This window comes from Plantactinospora sp. B24E8, from assembly GCF_039871735.1.
In the GTDB taxonomy this organism is placed as follows: Bacteria; Actinomycetota; Actinomycetes; order Mycobacteriales; family Micromonosporaceae; genus Plantactinospora.
Window position 1 is genome coordinate 730,186 of sequence record NZ_JBDPMH010000001.1, and the last position, 16,529, is coordinate 746,714.

18 protein-coding genes are annotated in these 16,529 nt (G+C 72.2%); 11 read left to right on the forward strand and 7 right to left on the reverse strand.

Going from position 1 to position 16,529, the window contains the following annotated elements:
• Positions 1-12: 12 nt before the first annotated feature.
• The gene (locus ABGB21_RS03390; RefSeq protein ID WP_347652809.1) at positions 13-231 is read right to left on the reverse strand and encodes a hypothetical protein; all 219 of its coding nucleotides are present in this window, start codon (positions 229-231) and stop codon (positions 13-15) included.
• Positions 232-576: 345 nt separating this feature from the next.
• Here ABGB21_RS03390 and ABGB21_RS03395 point away from each other — a divergent pair, with 345 nt between their 5' ends.
• Positions 577-1,014 carry a hypothetical protein gene (locus ABGB21_RS03395; RefSeq protein ID WP_347652808.1) on the forward strand — a complete coding sequence of 146 codons (438 nt, stop codon included), beginning with the start codon at positions 577-579 and terminating at the stop codon, positions 1,012-1,014.
• 637 nt (positions 1,015-1,651) lie between these two features.
• Here the strand turns inward: ABGB21_RS03395 and ABGB21_RS03400 are convergent.
• Entirely contained in the window at positions 1,652-2,260 is a 609-nt protein-coding gene (locus tag ABGB21_RS03400) for a hypothetical protein (protein WP_347652807.1), read from the reverse strand.
• A gap of 1 nt (position 2,261) precedes the next feature.
• Complete coding sequence (locus ABGB21_RS03405; protein ID WP_347676291.1) at positions 2,262-2,753, reverse strand: SMI1/KNR4 family protein; 492 nt, start codon at positions 2,751-2,753, stop codon at positions 2,262-2,264.
• A 184-nt stretch (positions 2,754-2,937) separates the two neighbouring features.
• On the opposite strand from ABGB21_RS03405, the gene ABGB21_RS03410 reads away from it, so the two are divergent.
• From ABGB21_RS03410 to ABGB21_RS03425, 4 genes are all read left to right on the forward strand, one after another.
• The gene (locus ABGB21_RS03410; RefSeq protein ID WP_347676293.1) at positions 2,938-3,483 is read left to right on the forward strand and encodes a GNAT family N-acetyltransferase; all 546 of its coding nucleotides are present in this window, start codon (positions 2,938-2,940) and stop codon (positions 3,481-3,483) included.
• Positions 3,484-3,582: 99 nt separating this feature from the next.
• Positions 3,583-4,650: a suppressor of fused domain protein gene (locus ABGB21_RS03415; protein WP_347652804.1), complete on the forward strand. Its 1,068-nt coding sequence runs from the start codon at positions 3,583-3,585 to the stop codon at positions 4,648-4,650.
• A gap of 69 nt (positions 4,651-4,719) precedes the next feature.
• The gene (locus ABGB21_RS03420; RefSeq protein ID WP_347652803.1) at positions 4,720-5,223 is read left to right on the forward strand and encodes a sigma-70 family RNA polymerase sigma factor; all 504 of its coding nucleotides are present in this window, start codon (positions 4,720-4,722) and stop codon (positions 5,221-5,223) included.
• Positions 5,223-6,353, forward strand: a complete 1,131-nt coding sequence (locus ABGB21_RS03425; protein WP_347676295.1) for a sialidase family protein — start codon at positions 5,223-5,225, stop codon at positions 6,351-6,353. Before ABGB21_RS03420 ends, ABGB21_RS03425 begins: the two co-directional genes overlap by 1 nt.
• 25 nt (positions 6,354-6,378) lie before the next feature.
• Here ABGB21_RS03425 and ABGB21_RS03430 read toward each other — a convergent pair whose 3' ends face one another.
• A complete protein-coding gene (locus ABGB21_RS03430) occupies positions 6,379-6,735 on the reverse strand; it encodes a hypothetical protein (RefSeq protein WP_347652801.1) in 357 nt (118 codons plus the stop codon).
• Positions 6,736-6,918: 183 nt separating this feature from the next.
• On the opposite strand from ABGB21_RS03430, the gene ABGB21_RS03435 reads away from it, so the two are divergent.
• The 3 genes from ABGB21_RS03435 to ABGB21_RS03445 are packed head-to-tail and all read left to right on the forward strand — an operon-like array spanning position 6,919 to position 9,227.
• Complete coding sequence (locus ABGB21_RS03435) at positions 6,919-7,425, forward strand: DUF2231 domain-containing protein (protein WP_347652869.1); 507 nt, start codon at positions 6,919-6,921, stop codon at positions 7,423-7,425.
• A 58-nt stretch (positions 7,426-7,483) separates the two neighbouring features.
• A complete protein-coding gene (locus ABGB21_RS03440; RefSeq protein WP_347676297.1) occupies positions 7,484-8,068 on the forward strand; it encodes an Hsp20/alpha crystallin family protein in 585 nt (194 codons plus the stop codon).
• Between the two features lie 22 nt (positions 8,069-8,090).
• Complete coding sequence (locus ABGB21_RS03445; RefSeq protein ID WP_347652799.1) at positions 8,091-9,227, forward strand: glycosyltransferase family 9 protein; 1,137 nt, start codon at positions 8,091-8,093, stop codon at positions 9,225-9,227.
• On the opposite strand, the gene eccD is transcribed toward ABGB21_RS03445, so the two are convergent.
• From eccD to ABGB21_RS03460, 3 genes are read right to left on the reverse strand one after another with little or no spacing between them, the layout of a single operon-like run.
• A complete protein-coding gene (eccD, locus tag ABGB21_RS03450; RefSeq protein WP_347652798.1) occupies positions 9,197-10,600 on the reverse strand; it encodes a type VII secretion integral membrane protein EccD in 1,404 nt (467 codons plus the stop codon). The genes ABGB21_RS03445 and eccD overlap by 31 nt on opposite strands.
• The gene (locus ABGB21_RS03455; RefSeq protein ID WP_347652797.1) at positions 10,597-10,941 is read right to left on the reverse strand and encodes a YbaB/EbfC family nucleoid-associated protein; all 345 of its coding nucleotides are present in this window, start codon (positions 10,939-10,941) and stop codon (positions 10,597-10,599) included. The genes eccD and ABGB21_RS03455 overlap by 4 nt, the downstream gene beginning before the upstream one ends.
• 16 nt (positions 10,942-10,957) lie before the next feature.
• Positions 10,958-11,551: a hypothetical protein gene (locus tag ABGB21_RS03460; RefSeq protein WP_347652796.1), complete on the reverse strand. Its 594-nt coding sequence runs from the start codon at positions 11,549-11,551 to the stop codon at positions 10,958-10,960.
• Positions 11,552-11,654: 103 nt separating this feature from the next.
• Here ABGB21_RS03460 and eccCa point away from each other — a divergent pair, with 103 nt between their 5' ends.
• The 3 genes from eccCa to ABGB21_RS03475 all read left to right on the forward strand — a co-directional run bounded on the left by eccCa (position 11,655) and on the right by ABGB21_RS03475 (position 16,502).
• On the forward strand, positions 11,655-15,662 hold the full coding sequence (eccCa, locus tag ABGB21_RS03465; RefSeq protein ID WP_347676299.1) for a type VII secretion protein EccCa: 4,008 nt from the start codon (positions 11,655-11,657) through the stop codon (positions 15,660-15,662).
• A 105-nt stretch (positions 15,663-15,767) separates the two neighbouring features.
• Positions 15,768-16,124 (forward strand): WXG100 family type VII secretion target, encoded by a 357-nt coding sequence (locus ABGB21_RS03470; protein WP_347652794.1) that lies wholly within the window; start codon positions 15,768-15,770, stop codon positions 16,122-16,124.
• Between the two features lie 27 nt (positions 16,125-16,151).
• Entirely contained in the window at positions 16,152-16,502 is a 351-nt protein-coding gene (locus tag ABGB21_RS03475; protein WP_347676301.1) for a hypothetical protein, read from the forward strand.
• The last annotated feature ends 27 nt before the right edge of the window (positions 16,503-16,529 follow it).

The following is a 16,529-nucleotide window of genomic DNA, read 5'->3' on the forward strand; positions in this document are numbered from 1 at the left end:
AGCTCACGGAACTCAGTACGTGCCACCGGGCGGCGGCCCGCTGCAGTCGATCGAGCCGCAGACAGCCCGGGTGGCAATGATGATGGTGCGAGTGACGCACGCGATGGTGGTGCCGCCCGCGGTCTTGTCCCAGGTGTCGACGTCGACACCGGCCAGGTCGAGGTCGTCGAGGTCGACGAAGTACTCGGCCTGGTCAGCCACGGTGAAACCCGCGGCGCTGTTGTCGGCCATACCAGTCCCTTCTCGGATCCGTTAGGGCTCGGTGCCACGCGGAGGTTCCGCGCACGCCCTGATTGGTGGCCAGTGTGATCAAGGGACTTATGCGTCGACTACGCGTTCGCTGTCCGGCTCGGCCGCCTCGCGCGCATCCACGCCGCGTTGGCTGGTCAGCCGGCCGACCGGGGCTGCCGCGAAGCCCACCTGGTACTGCTCGCGCGGCCGGGTTCGCCGGCCTCGACGTGGTCGACGAGAACGCTCACCGGGGTGGAGAGGCCGGCCGGTGTTCGATGACTGCCGACGAGGAGATCCGTACGCGACATCCTGGCCAGGTGAAGTAGCAGGCCGTAGCGTCATCGCATGGCGGATGTCCCGTATGTTTTCGCTTCGGGAAAGCGGATTGCGGCCCTCAGGGACACGACCGTGTATCTGCTCACCGTCGAGCTGTGGAGCCGCAACCAGGTAACGGTTCGGCTGGTCGGCGAGCTGAACGAGCGGATGCGGTCGGCGATCGCCGTCTACAACGCGGCCCTGGAGGGCTGGACGCCCGACCGGGGCAGGGACGCGGTCCCCAGGTCGCCCGGGGAGAAGATGTTCGACGCACTCGAGGTCGTCCTGAGCGACGAGGTGGGCACGGTCTACACCTGGGAGTCGGGCAGCAGTGGCGGGACGGGGCATGAGTTGCTGTGCGAGTGGCATTTTCGGGCGTCGCCCGACCTGCGGGGAGGCCGCATCACGCTGACCGTCACAAGCGGCGAGGGCTCGGGCGGCTCGGAGGAGATCATCGTTCCGTGCTGAGAGCGCGGCGGCACCCGTCGTGTCATCCCGGGCTGACGGCCCGCGCTCGGATCATCCGGTTACTGTGACCATGGCGACGGCGGCCGAGGTGCGTTGTCGTACGCGCTTGCTACGGTGCGCCGCAGTTGGCCGGTCAGAGCAACCCCAGGTGGGACAGCGCGGCTACGGGAGGCGGGCACTGGTAGGTCTCTGGAGTGCTCCCGGGACTGAATATGGGACACCGCGACCCGCCTCCCGCCACGCACGCCACGAGCCCGAGGTGGGCGGTTCCCGTCCAAGCCGCAAGAGGTCGACGGCTTGCCTCCCCGGCGTGGTCAGAGGAACCATGGCCCACATGTCGATCATGGTTCGTTTCCTGGCGTCCGACGACTGGCCCGGACTGTGGCCGATGCTGAAGGACATGGGGGTGAAAGGTGATCACCCCGATGCCCAACACCGGCGGTTCCTCGACCTGCTCGCGGACCCGCGATGGGGTTTCCTGGGCGCCCACGCGAACGACGAGTTGGCGGGATATGCGGCCGTCCAGGACTACGGTCCGCACCTTCGATCAGGCGACGAGCACGGATCGCCCGGCTGCACGATCTCTACGTCCGCCCCGACCTTCGCCTCGGCGGGGTGGGGCGCTGGACGGCTGGCTTCACCGCGTATAGGAGTGCGGGCCTTCGAACCACCGGCTGAGGTACTCGGATTGGATCTCGCCGGTCAGCAGGCCGACCAGGGCTGCCGAGAAACCCACCTCGTACTGCTCCCAGTACGGCCCTTCCTCCTTGAACACCACCGGCCAGTCGTCGGGTGCTACACCGGGCTTGACATGCCAGAAGAGGAAGTCGCCGTTGCCGGTGCGTCCCCACGAGAGGAGGTCGTCACCCGGCTCGAACCAGACCGGCACGTCCGCGCGGCCGGGTTCCCACCGTGAGGCGTCACCCAGGTGCCAGCCGTCGAGATCGTCGCCCAGTGCTCCGAAGTCCAGGCGGACGCACTCCTGAGCCCAGGTGTTGTGCCCTACCAGGTCCACGCCGTCAGGTGGTCCGCCGGGGGCGCACACGGTCAGGTGGTCGTCAACGCGGCCGGCACCGTGAGCGCTGACAAAACGCTTGTAGTCGTCCGGAAGCGTCGTAGCCAGCGCGGTCTCGACAGGCAGCCAGTCGGGTCCATCCCCGGCCGCGTCGGGCGCAGGCAGCCCCAGAATTTGGGCCAGGCGTTCCGTCAGGTCCGACCTGTGCCGTTCGCCGTTGGAATCACGCACCTTACCGGCCTTCGTCTTCGTCGTCGTAAACCTCGCTCGGGACCAGGGCGGCCATGAATTCCTCGAAGGACTCCGCGACCTGTCGGGGAATCCTATCCTCATCGACGTACACCACCGCCGGCTCGCCGCCCGGTCCGGTCCGGGAGTAGTCGAGCATGACCGTGTCGGGACCGGCCGCCGGCGTCACACCGAGCACCACCCCGACCTGCGGGTAGCCCCACTCGGAGATCAGGTCGGCGGACACGGTGTCGATCCCCTCCGCGTATCCGAGGCCCATCAGGACATCCACCTGGAAGTGGCCGGCGGCCCACGACGTCCGGAAGTCGGTGGGACAGCAGTTGTTCGTCAGGATCCCGCCGTTCTGGCGATACATCAGCGCCAGGTAACTCCGGGGCAGGTGTACCCCGAGCGTTTCCTCGGCGCGTCGCACGATGTCCGCGGTCAGCGGCGGTCCTACCCACGGCGACGTTCCTGGTTCGAATGGAACCGTCATCTCAGTGCCCGCCTGGTGTGGAGCACGGCGGCGGAGCTCCGTGGTGATCCCGCCTCCGGCTCTGCTGTTCCGCAGAACACCTTCAGGCCCACGATCGGGGACTGTACCGCCATCGGGTACGGCCGTCGCCGCCGTACCGGATAAACCTTTGCCGGGGTGTCCAGGTCGGGGCTAGGTTCGCCGGATGGTGGAGATCAACACGGCGCGGTTGGTGCTGCGGAACTGGCGGGACGCCGACCTGGCGCCGTGGGCGGCGATGAACGCCGACCCGGAGGTCCGGGAGCATCTCGGGCCGCTGCTCAGCCCTGAGCAGGCAGCCGCCTCGATGCGCCGCTTCCAGGCCGATCTTGACCGCGACAGCTTCGGCTTCTGGGCGCTGGAGGTCCGCGAGACCGCCGAGTTCGTCGGGTTCGCCGGCCTCGACGTGGTCGACGAGGGCATGCCGTTCACCGGGGTGGAGGCCGGCTGGCGTCTGGCCCGGTCGGCCTGGGGACACGGGTACGCCACCGAGGCGGCGCTCGCTGTGCTGCGGTACGGCTTCGACAAGGTCGGGTTGACCGAGATCCTGGCCGTCACCACCCGGACGAACCTGCGTTCGCAGGCGGTGATGCGCCGGATCGGGATGACCACCGACCCGGCGGACGACTTCGAGGACCCGGGGGTGGCCGACGGTCCACTACGCCGGTGCGTGCTCTACCGCACGCGTTCCGAACCGGGAGGACAGGGCTGACCGCCGGTCGTTCCCGCCGGGGCGGGGCGGGGCGCCGGCGCGGGCGGACGGCGGCACGGGCGGACGGCGCGTCGTAGCCCTGCCCTACAGTCACCGGTCATGATTGATGACGACGAGCACACGTCGCCGGGCTGGGACGCCATCGACGCCGCCCTGGACCGGCTCTACCCCGGCGTCGAACCGCAGCACTACGGCACGCTCATCAAGTGGATGATGGGCGGCCCGGACCCGCTCGACGGCATCAGCTTCTATCCGCGTCCCGACCACTGGCACCTGGTCAGCTACGGCATGTCCGAGCTGTACTCCAAGGACTCCGACAATCCTGACGAGTCGGGCTGGGGCTTCGAGTTCACCTTCCGGGTCGCCCGGACCGCCGACGAGACCGAACCGCCGCTCTGGGCGGCGAACCTGCTGCAGAACCTCGCCCGGTACGTCTTCAACTCCGGCAACCCGTTCGGGCCCGGTCATCACCTCGACCTGAACGGTCCCATCTCCCTCGCCCGGCCGGAGACCCTGATCCGCGCGGCGGCCTTCGCCACCGACCCGGAACTCGGGGTCGTCGACACCCCGCACGGCCAGCTGCGGTTCCTGCAACTGGTCGGGCTGACCCTCGACGAGTACGCGGCGATCGAACGCTGGAACGCGGACCGGCTGCTCGAGGTGATGACACCGGAACTGCCGCTGCTCGTCACCGACCTGGACCGGGGCAGCCTCACCGACCGGCCCGGCGTCCGTGCGGCGATCGAGGAGGGGGTACGCCGGGACGGCTCCTCCACCGACGCGCTCCTCGTCGAGGAGGCCGGTTGGCGGATCGGGCCGGGCGGGCAGCCGGGGGAACCGGCGACGACGACGGTGACGGTCGGGGCGAACGCGGCGGAGCGGATCAGCCGGGTGCTGGCCGCCCGACTGCCGTTCGGACATGGACTGTTCCTCCAGGCGCGGGAGAGCGCGATCAGTTTCCGCCCCAGCGACCGGTTCGCGGTCACCGACAACGGGAACGGGCTCGTCTCGATCGACGTACCTCCGGCGGTGCGCGCCGAGCTGACCGACGTGCTGCGGCCGGTCGCCGGGACGTACCGGCTGGCCGGCGCCCCGGAACTGGTCGTGGAGATCGTCGTGTCCCGGATCCGTGACCAGGAGGGCAACGTCGTCGCCGAGATCGGCTGACCCCGCGCGGGACTCCGGAACCTTCGACGCCCCTCGATAGTGGAAGAGGGTGAGGAGAGGGGCCGTTTGGTGGGGCAGCTGAACACGATTGCCGAGGTCTACGCCGCGAGCTTCCGGCGGCTGATCGTCCATCTGTACGCCGTCACCGGAGACCTGAACGAGGCGCAGGAGGTGGTGCAGGAGGCGTTCGTCCGGGCGTTGACCGCGCCCGGGCGTTTCGACCAGTTGGAGAACCCGGAGTCGTGGCTGCGCCGGGTCGCCCTCAACCTCGCGCACACCCGCTACCGACGGCGACGGACATTGGACCGCCTGTTACGTCGGGTCGGTCCACCCCCGGTGATCCCGGACCTCTCCTCCGAACATCTCGCGCTGATGGCCGCCCTCCGGCAGCTGCCGGCCGGACAACGGCACGCCATCGCCCTGCACTACCTGGTGGACCTGCCGGTCGAGGAGGTCGCCCGGACCCTCGACGTGTCGGTCGGCACCGTCAAGTCGCGGCTGTCCCGGGGGCGTACCGCGCTCGCCGCCCTCCTCGCCGAACCAGCCGAACTCGTCGGCTCCGGGAGCACATGATGCCGAGGTATCCGTTCGACCCGGCCACGGTGGCCGAGGCGGTCACCCAGCCACCCCTGACCGACCTGGCCGAACGGGCCGGTCGTCGGGTACGACGCCGCCGGGCCGCCGTCTCCGCCGGCGCGATCGGCATCGCGATGGTCCTGACCCTGACCGCCGTGCCGCTGGCCCGGACCTGGTGGAACCTGCCGTCGACCGCGCCCGCCGCCGCGGGTGCCCTCGTCGAGAGTGCGGTACTCGGCCGGAAGGTCGTGGTCACCGTGCGGTACAACCAGTGCGCGGTCGAGTTCAGCGTCACCCGGAACTCGGGTGACACCTGGTCGTCGTGGCGGGGACCGGTCCGGTGGCGCACCTGTGGCGCCCCGACGACAACCTCGTACGAGCTGCTCGGCCCCGACCTCTACGTGGCGGTTGTGCAAGGCGTCCGGTACCTGAGCCGGGACGCCGGCGAGAGCTGGGAGCAGCAGGCCGAGAAGGTCACCGACGTGGCCGAGTTGCCGCCGCACCTCATACCGCGGGGCGACGAGGCGGGCCAGTTCGTCAACCCGGTCACCGGGGCGATCTACCGGATCGGCCCACCGCTGCCGCTGCTCGGCTTCTGGTCGATCCGCCGTACTCCGGACGGCACCCTGTGGGGGTGGGGGCCGCACGGCGCCCCGGAGGCGGTCCACCCGACGGCCCAGGCGAAGGTGGTCCGCAGCGACGACGCCGGCCGCACCTGGCTGCCGACCGCCGCACTACCGGTGCTCGACAACAACCCGATCCTGGTCCCGGCGAGCGGACGGGAGGCGTACCTGCTGGGCCGCCGCGACGGACGGTCGGTGCTCCACCGGACGGAGGACGGCGGTCGGAGCTGGACCGCCAACGCCGTGCCCTGGGCGGACGTGGCGGTCGGCACCGTGACCTACGGCGGTTACCTGCTGCTCTGCGAGTGGCGGGCCGGCGACCGGGACTTTGTGCTGTGGCGCAGCAGCGACGGCGGCCGGACGTTCCAGCAGGGCGACGTCGTCACCGTCTCCGGGACACCGGACTTCGGCGAGGTCGACGGCCTGCTCTGGGCGGGCGGGGACGGACGTACCGCCACGAGCGTCGACGGCCGGTGGACGGTGGCGGTGCCCCGCCGCGTCTGACGCGATCTTCGACTGGGGGTGGAGGCTACCTGCGCCGGCGTGCGGCCCGCACGACCCGCCGGGCGGTGCGCGCGCCGGCCGTGGCGCCGGAGCGTCGGCCGGCCGCGCCGGAGCGCCGACCACGGAGGTTGAGCCAGACGCCGGTGCCGAGAACCAGCAGCCCGAGCGGCAGGCCGAGCAGCGTGATCAGCGCCGCCTCGTACAGCTCGGTGCTCCATTCGGCCCGTATCTGGTCGGTGGCGGCGGGCACCGGCATCGCCGCGCCGGCGAGTCGGCCGTACGTCAGCACCAGCAGGACGGCACCGGACAGGATCAGGAGCCAGCCCAGCTCACGTCGCCAACCGCTCCACCCGAGCCGCGCCCACCACCGCCGTGCCGCCACCCGGCAATGATCGGTACGCCGCCGACCCCCCGTCAAGCACGTGGTCGAGGTTTACCGACGGACAAATCGGGTACGGCCTCCCACAGTGTCGAAGCGCGGACTGTCGGAGCGCGGACTGTCGGGCCGGACGACCGGACGAGAGGTCGGGCGGTCGACATCCGCCGAACCTGGGAGACGACCATGATGGAGAGCCGAGCCAAGGTGCTGGGACATCCGGTGCATCCGATGCTGGTGATGTTCCCGATCGCGCTCTTCGTGGCCGCGGTGATCTTCGACGTGATCGACGTGGCCGGTGGGCCGGGTTTCCTCGGTGAGCTGGCGTACTGGAACATCCTGGTCGGTCTGATCGGCGGCGTACTGGCGGCGGCGGCCGGCGCGGTGGACCTGCTGGCCGTGCCCTCCGGCACCCGGGCCAAGCGGGTCGGCGTCGCGCACGCCTCCATCAACCTGGCGGTGCTGCTGCTGTTCGCGGCGATCTGGGCGGTCCGGATGGCCGCCGACAACCGGGCCGCCGGCGGCGCCCTGGTCGCCATCGAGGTGGTCGCGATCGCCGGTGCCGCGCTCGGCGCCTGGTTCGGCGGGGAACTGGTCGACCGGCTCGGCGTCGGAGTCGACCCGGACGCCGACCTGAACGCCCCCAGTTCGCTGCGACCCCACCCGGCCGACGGCCAGTTCGGCGACCTCCGCTGACCCTGGCGGGGGCGCGTCGGAGATCGAGCACGACCCGGACGAGGAGGTAACACGGCGGATGGCTGAGTCAGGACGTGAATCGGGACGGGGTGGAACGGACCGGGGCTGGGATCCGAAGGACCGGCTGCAGACGCTCCGGGCGGAGCTCGGCCGCCTGATCGACTCCGCACTGGCGGGCCGGGGCGGCAGCCCCGACATCGAACTGCGCCCCGCCGACGACGGCTGGACGGTGATCGCCCGGCTGCCCGGCGTCGCCCCGGAAGAGGTGACGCTCGAACTCGACGACCGGGAACTCTGCGTCCGGGCCCGCTCCGAGGCCGAGGTCAACGCCGACCTGGGGCTCAGCGGCGAGGCGTCGGGTGAGCGTTCCTTCGAGCACCGGGTGCGGCTGCCGAAGCCGGTCGACGCCGACCAGATCGACGCGGTGATGGACCACGGCCTGCTCACCGTGACGCTGCCCCGGGCGCCCCGGCCGGGGCGCCGGACCATCACCATCGGCAGCCGGAGCCACGACCCGGGCCGGCGTGGCCGGGGTACGACCGGGCCCGGCACCCCGCCCACCGTGGTCGACCCGGCCGCCGACCGGGAACTGCACCGCCCGAACACCGCCGCCGGCACGCCGGCGCCCCGGTTCACGGGTTGACCCGCCGACGGGTGCCCGCCCGATGATCGGCACGGTGCGTGACATCGTCGGCGACGTCGAGCGGATCGCCGTACTCCGGGCCAACGCGCTCGGCGACTTCATCTTCGCCCTGCCGGCCCTGGACGCGTTGCGGGCCTGCTATCCGGACGCCGAACTGGTGCTGCTCGGCGCGCCCTGGCACGAACGGCTGCTCCGGGACCGGCCCGGCCCGGTCGACCGGGTACTGGTGGTGCCGCCGGCACCCGGTATCCGGACCGCCGGCCCCGACGAGGAGCCGGACTCGATGGACCGGTTCCTCGCCGACGCCCGGCGGGAGCGCTTCGACCTCGCCATCCAGCTGCACGGCGGCGGGGCGAACTCGAATCCGCTGGTCGCCGCGCTCGGCGCCCGGGTCACCGCCGGCCTGCGCGCCGAGGACGCCCCACCGCTGGACCGGTGGATCCGGTACGTCTACTACCAGCCCGAGATCGTCCGCTACCTGGAGGTGGTCGGCCTGGTCGGGGCCAGCCCGGCCGGGCTGGTGCCCCGGCTGGCGGTCACCGACGCGGACCTGGCCGAGGCCCGGGCGGTGCTCGGCGAACCGGACCGGCGGCGGGTCGCCCTGCACCCGGGCGCCAGCGACCCGCGCCGGCGCTGGCCGCCGGAACGCTTCGCCGAGGTCGCCGACCAGCTCACCGACCAGGGGTACGAGGTGCTGGTCACCGGCGTTCCGGCCGAGCGGGACGTGGTCGGTCGGGTGGTGGCGGCGGCCCGGCTGCCGGTGCGGCCACTGGTCGGCGAGCTGTCACTGGGCGGGCTGATCGGCTGCTACCACGACTGCCAGGTGGTGGTCTCCAACGACACCGGCCCGGTGCACGTCGCCGCCGCGATCGGCACCCCGACCGTCGGCATCTTCTGGGTCGGCAACCTGATCAACTGTGCGGTGCCGCTGCGTGGCCGGCACCGCCCGATCGCCTCGTGGACCATCCACTGCCCGGAGTGCGGCGTCGACTGCTCCCGGGACATCTATCCGGCCCGCTCCGGCGGCGGGATCTGCCCGCACCGCAGTTCGTTCGTCACCGACGTACCGGTGGTGGAGGTGCTGGCGGCGGTGGCCGACCTGACCCGGGACAACACCGGGCGGACCGGTCAGCCGGCCGCGTCCCGTACCGCCGGATAGACCCCGACCACGGCGGCGGCGACCGGCAGCAGGGAGATCAGTACGGCGTACTCCAGGATGTCCAGCCAGCGGGCGCGGAACGGGGAGTGCCGATTGCGGACCACCCGGTCGGCGTAGACCAGGCAGAGCGCTCCGGCCGCGCCGAGCACCGCCGCCGTGGCGAACAGCCAACTCGGGCCCAGGATCGACGGTAGCCGCCAGCCCAGCCCGGCCAGGATCAGCAGCCCGACGGCGACCGTGCAGACCCGTTGTGCCGCCCCGGCGTACGACCGGGAGCGCACCAGCCAGGCCACCCCGGCCAGACCCACCAGCAGCGGTGACCAGGCGGAGCCGTCCCGCAGCAGCACCACGGCGCAGCCGGCCACCGCCACCCCGAGCGCGCTGACCAGGGCGGTCAGCAGGTTCGCCGCCGTCGACGTCGCGTCGAGCACCGACGAGCCGAGCGCCGGCCGCTCGTCGGCCCGGAACGACTCCATGTCCTCCGGCACGGTCGGCATCGGCAGCCCGGCCAGCCGCAGCGAGACGATCGGCGCGACCGTGGTGAGCGTGGTCAGCACCACGACCGCGACCGCCGCCGCGTGCTCCGGCCGTACGTCGAGCAGCAGCACGGTGGCGGTGACCAGCGTGCCCGTCCCGGCGGCGACGACCGTGCCGACGAAAAACGGGTGCCGGTGCACGATCGCCACCGTCAGCATGGCGTGGAAGGTCAGGGTGGCCAGGCCGAGGGCGAGGGGGCCGGCCCCGACCGGCCAGCCGGGGTGCGGCGGCAGCGCGGTCACCCCGGCTGCCAGCGCGGCGACCAGGCCGGCGGCGGAACAGACGGCCGCCGACTCGACGTCGGCGTACGCCCGGGCCAGTGCGCCGGCGGCGAGCAGCAGCGTCACCGCGACAACCCCGGCGGCGATCGCCGACTGCGGCCGCCCGGCCAGCCCGGCGAGCAGCAGCAGGGTGGCCCCGGTCAACAGCAACGCGGCCGTGACCAGGCCGAGCCGGCGGCCCACCCGGGGTCGCCAGGCACCCCGCCGGCTCTGGGCGGCGCTGGCGATCGCGTCGACCACGTCGTCGAAGAGCAGTGGGGCCTGATAGCTCGGGCGGGACGTCAGCTGCAGGATCTCGCCGTCGGCGATGGTGCTGGCGGCGACGGTCAGCCCCGGTGACAGTGCCGGCCCGCCGACGCGGGACAGCACCCAGCCGGTGCCGTCCGTCCCGGACTGCGGTGCCGCGCGGGCCAGCCGGACCAGTTGCGGGATCAGTTCGGCCAGGGTGCAGTGCACCGGCAGTCCGACGTCCATCCGGGCCCGGGGGGCGACGACGGTGACCCGGCGTAGTCCGGATACCGGTGCGGTCGCCGGGCCGGGCGGCGGCGGGTTCACGTCGATCGGGTCAGCCGGTCGGCGGCGGCGATCAGCGGCGCGAACCGTTCCTCGGTCGTCCTGGCCAGTCGCTCCTGGGCGTTGTTGACCGCCTCGGTGACCAGCGCCCCCACCTCCTGCGGACCGTGGCGGCGGAGCACCGCGGGATCGAAGGAGACGTCGGTGACCCGGCCGGTGCCGCGTACGGTCACCACCACCTCGTTGCCCCGGGAGGCGCCCCTGATGAGCAGTTGGCTGACCGCCTGCCGGATCCGGTCCGCCTCGTGCCGCTGCTGCTCCAGCCGGGCCAGGGTGGTCGCGATCTCGTCCGGCAGTCCGGTGTCGCCGGGTGTCCCGTTCATCGACGTGCCTCCGAACTCATCCGACGGGCAGCGGTGTGGCGGCCGCGCTGGTGGTGAACAGCGTGGCCAGGGTGTTGCTGAGCTGGTTACGCGTCGCGTCGGACGCGGACTGGGCCTGCTGTTTGGCCGAGAGGGCCGCCTGGACCGCCTTCAGGATCGCCAGGACCACCATGATCTTGTTCCACGGCGACGGCATCGCCCGGGCCCGGGCGATCTCCTGGGCCATCGTCTGGATGATGGAGTTGGCCTGCTGGGCGAAGCTCTGCCGCTGCTGCTGGACCTGGTTGGTGGCCTGGGTCAGCGCCGCCGCCGCGCCGTTCAGCCGTCGGCTCTCCTGCTCCAGCGCCACCCGCAACACATTGACCAGCAGGTTGTTGAGGTTGGTGGTGTCCTGGTCGGTGCGGGCGTACGCCTGCCCGAACCAGTTCTGGCCCAGTTGGGTCACGGTCCGCCGGGCGTCGTCGGCGGCGGTGGTGATCTGGGTGGCGCACCGGTCGCACTCGGTCGCCCGGTTCCGCAACGCCGCCGGATTTCCCGTGACATCTTTCGTTGCCTCGGCCAGCAAGAGGAAGCCGGCCTGGATTATCGCCGTCACCTGACCTGTGTCCATCGCCCCGCCTCCGTTTCCCGGCGAGCGTAGTGCCGCTCCCGGGATGCGGCCGACGGCAAAATTACCCACCACGACCCGGCGGGGTCCGCCGCAGACTGCGGGGATGGGTTACCCGTCCCTGCCGGCCGGCCGCCGGGTGGTCGCCCCGGAACCGCCGAGCGGCGAGATCGTCCTGGAGTCGCCGCCCGGCCTGGTCAAGGGCAGTGCGCAGGCGATGATGCACCTGCTGTTCATGGTGCCGATGATGCTCGGCATGGGCGCCATGTCGTTCGTCTACATCGGACGGGCCGGCGGGCCGATGACGTACCTGTTCGGCGGGCTGTTCGCACTGGTCATGATCGGCATGATCGTGATGGCGCTGGCCGGCGGCCGGCAGGCCACCAAAACGAAGATCAACGAGGAGCGCCGGGACTACCAGCGCTACCTCACCGGGCTGCGCCGCAAGGTGCGGGACGTGGCGGAACGGCAGCGCGCCGCCCTCGGCTTCGACCACCTCGACCCCACCGACCTCTGGACCCTCGTCGACGGTCCCCGACTCTGGGAACGGCGCCGCTCCGACCCGGAGTTCGGCCAGGTACGGATCGGGGTCGGGCCGCAACGACTGGCCACCCCGCTGCGTTCGCCGCAGACCGTGCCACTGGAGGACCTCGACCCGGTCTCCTCCGCCGCACTGCGACACTTCATCCGGGCGTACTCGACGGTGTCCGACCTGCCGGTGGCGATCTCGCTGCGCGGCTTCGCCCGGATCGGCGTCAGCGGCACCCGGACCCGGACTCGCGACCTGGTCCGCGCGCTGCTCGCCCAGGCGGCGACCCTGCACTCCCCGGCCGACCTGCGGATCGGGTTCTGCCTCGCGGCCGACCGGGTCGCCGACTGGGACTGGGCCAAGTGGCTGCCGCACGCCCAACACGGCACCGACCGCGACGCCGTCGGGCCGGTCCGGCTGGTCGCCGGCGACCTCGACGAACTCGCCGAACGGTTCGGTGCCGACCTCGGCACCCGCCCGGCGTTCACCCGGCAGACCGGGACGGGCTCCGACCAGCCGCACCTGCTGGTCGTGGTCGACGCCGGGCGGACCGCCGGCACCACCCGGCTCGCCCCGGAGAACGGCCTGCACGGCGTCACCCTCGTCGAGATCGTCGACGCCCCGCCCGACGAACCGGTCCCGGACACGCTGCTGCTGCACGTGACCGAGGAGCGGCTCGGCATGCTCGTCGAGGCCGCCGCCGGGCCGAGCCTCAGCTTCCTCGGCCGGCCGGACCGGCTCGACACCGCCGGCGTCGAAGCCCTGGCCCGGGCCCTGGCACCCCGCCACCACAGCACCGCGCCGGCCCAGGAGACCCCGCTGTCCAGCACCTTCGGGCTGGCCGTACTGCTCGGGCTCGGCGACCCGCGCGACACCGACCCGGCGCTCACCTGGCGACCCCGGCCGGCCCGGGACCGGCTGCGGGTGCCGCTCGGCCTCGACCCGTACGGCCGGCCGGTCGAACTCGACCTCAAGGAGTCGGCCGAGGGCGGGATGGGACCGCACGGGCTGGTCATCGGGGCCACCGGCTCCGGCAAGAGCGAACTGCTGCGTACCCTGGTCACCGGGCTGGCGGTGACCCACTCCTCGGAGACCCTGAACCTCGCCCTGATCGACTTCAAGGGCGGCGCGACCTTCGCCGGGATGACCCGACTGCCGCACACCTGCGCGGTGATCACCAACCTCTCCGACGACCTGGCGCTGGTCGACCGGATGGCCGACGCGATCAACGGCGAACTCGTCCGCCGGCAGGAACTGCTCCGCTCCGCCGGCAACTTCGCCTCGGTCCGGGACTACCAGCGGGCCCGGGAGTCCGGCACCGACCTGCCGCCGCTGCCGGTCCTCCTGGTGATCATCGACGAGTTCAGCGAACTGCTGACCAGCCGACCCGAGTTCATCGACCTCTTCGTGCAGATCGGCCGGCTCGGCCGCAGCCTCGCGGTGCACCTGCTGCTCGCCTCGCAGCGGCTGGAGGAGGGCCGGCTGCGCGGGCTGGAGGCGCACCTGTCGTACCGGATCGGGCTGCGGACCTTCTCCGCCTCGGAGAGCCGGGCGGTGCTCGGCGCACCCGACGCGTACCACCTGCCGGCGGTGCCCGGCTCGGCGTACCTGAAGACCGACACCGACACCCTGCGACGGTTCAAGAGCGCGTACGTCTCCGGCGACCTGCCGCCCCGGGTCAGCGGCCTGGCGCCGACCGCCGTACCGGGCCGGCAGGTGCTGCCGTTCACCCTGGTCCGGGTGGCGTCGGTGGCCCCGCCGGTGCCACCGGCCCCGCCCGTACCGCCGCTGCCGGCCGGGGCTCCGGTCTCGCCGGCTCCCGGCGGCACCGGCGAGACCGCGATGGCCGCGATGCTCTCCCGGCTCACCGGCGCCGGGCCGGCCGCGCACCAGATCTGGCTGCCGCCGCTGGCCGAACCGCCGACCCTCGACCAGCTCCTGCCCCCGCTGGCGGTCGACCCGGAACGCGGGCTCTGCCCGTCCGGGTGGGCCGGCAACGGTGGGCTGGTGGTCCCGGTCGGGATCGTGGACAAGCCGTTCGAACAGCGCCGGGACCAGCTCTGGTTCGACCTCACCGGAGCCGGCGGCAACGTCCTGGTGATCGGCGCCCCGCAGAGCGGCAAGAGCACCCTGCTGCGCGGCCTGGTCGGCGCGCTCGCCCTCACCCACACCCCGCGCGAGGTGCAGTTCTTCCTTCTCGACATGGGTGGCGGCGCGCTCGGCCCGGTGGCCGGCCTGCCGCACGTCAGTGGTCACGCGGTACGCCGGGACGCCGAGCGGTGCCGGCGGATGGTCGCCGAGGTCGCCACCCTGCTCGGCGAGCGTGAACAGTTCTTCGCCGAGCACGGCATCGACTCGGCCGCCACCTTCCGGCAACGGCGCGCCGAGTTCACCGAGAGCGCCGACGGGCGGGAGTTCGGGGACGTCTTCCTGGTCGTCGACGACTGGGCCACCCTCAAGCAGGAGTACGAGTACCTCCAGGACCAGATCGTCCGGCTGGCCACCCGGGGGCTCGGCTTCGGCATCCACGTGGTGGTCGCCACCACCTGGTGGCTGAACCTGCCCGCCCCGCTGCGGGACGCCCTCGGCACCCGGGTGGAGCTGCGGCTCGGCGAGCCCGGCGACTCGATGCTGCACCGGCGCGCCGCGCAGAACGTGCCGACCGACCGGCCGGGACGCGGGATCACCCCGGACGGGCTGCACCTGCTCTCCGCACTGCCCCGGATCGACGGCGACCCGCGGGCGGCCACCCTCGGCACCGGAACCCTGGAGCTGGTCGGTCGGGTCCTCGAGGCCTGGCCGTACCCGCCCGCCCCACCGGTACGACTGCTGCCCCGCCTGGTGCCGGTGCAGCGACTCGACCCGGCGTACGCGGCACCGGGCCGGTCCGTGCCGCTCGGTCTCGCCGAGGCGGACCTGGCCCCGGTCAGCCTCGACTTCGACAGCGAACCGCACTTCCTGGCCTTCGCCGACGTGGAGAGCGGCAAGACGGCGCTGCTCCGGGCGATCGCCCACGGCGTGGCCCGGCGCTACACCCCGGCCGAGGCCCGGATCATCCTGGTCGACTACCGGCGCGGACTGCTCGACGTGGTCGGCCCGGAGCACCTGCTCGGCTACGCCGGCTCGGAACCGGTGCTCACGGAAATGGTCAACGACGTGGCGACCGCGATGGGGCAGCGGATGCCGGGGCCGGACGTCACCCCGGAGCGGCTGCGCCGCCGGGACTGGTGGACCGGGCGAGAACTGTTCCTGATCGTCGACGACTACGAGCTGGTCGCGGTGCCGGGACGGCTCACCCACCCGCTCGGGCCGTTGCTGGAGTACCTGCCGCACGCCCGGGACATCGGTCTGCACCTGGTCATCGCGCGGGGCAGCGGCGGCGCGTCCCGGGCGCTGTTCGACCCGATCCTGCAACGGATCAGGGAACTCGGCTCACCGGGACTGGTGATGTCCGGCAGCCGCGACGAGGGGCCGCTGCTCGGCGACATCCGGCCCGGACCACAGCCGCCCGGCCGGGGCGTGCTGGTCCGCCGTCGTACCGGCCCGATGACGGTCCAGGTCGGCTGGACGCCGCCGGTCGAGTGACCCGGCCGGGGCTCCGGCGATGTGGGTAGCGGCGATGTGGGTAAAAGTGCCGTGGGGCGGTGCTCCGGTTTTCCCTAACCTGGCGTACGACGAGGAGGAGCATCGATGGCTAACCAGGGTTTCCAGCTCGACCAGGTGGTCATCAAGACCACTGCCGCCAAGTTCGACGAGACGGCGACGAACATCCGGGGTCTGATGGGCCGGCTCAGCGCCGACCTGAACGGTCTGGTCGGGTCCGCGCAGAACTTCAACGGCGCCGCCCGGCTCGCCTTCGACACCAGCTTCCAGGCGCTGAACGAGCGGATCATGCGGGCCCAGACACAGCTCACCGCGATCGGCGAGGCGTTCAACAAGGTCATGAACGAGCACGACGCGCTCTCCAACACCCAGCAGAGCGACATCATGCGGGTGGCCCAACTCGCGGTGCAGAGCCCGATCATCAGCGGGCTCAACAACAACTGATCCGCCGGTCGAGAGGACGGAACGACGATGACAACGCAGGGCGGGGTGCCGTCGGCCGGCACCGTGGCGATGCGCTTCGAGGCGGTCAACGCCGCCGGCGGCAGCATGTTCACCTACTCGAAGGGGATCGACGAGGCACTTCAGGCGCTGCACACCGCGTTGCAGCCGGTCCGGGAGACCTGGTACCTCTCGGGCAGCGCGTCGGGACTGGAGGCGCAACTGGCCGAGGAGGCGCTGCGCGCCACGCTCGCCGAGATGAGCGAGATCATCACGAACCTCGGTGGTGTGCTGCAGAACGCGGCCGCACAGGCGGCGGCGCTGGACAGGTCCCTCGGGGGGCAGATGCCCGGGGTGGCCGCCGGTGGGGCGAATCGTTGAGCCACGCCCACCTGACCCGGTTCGGGT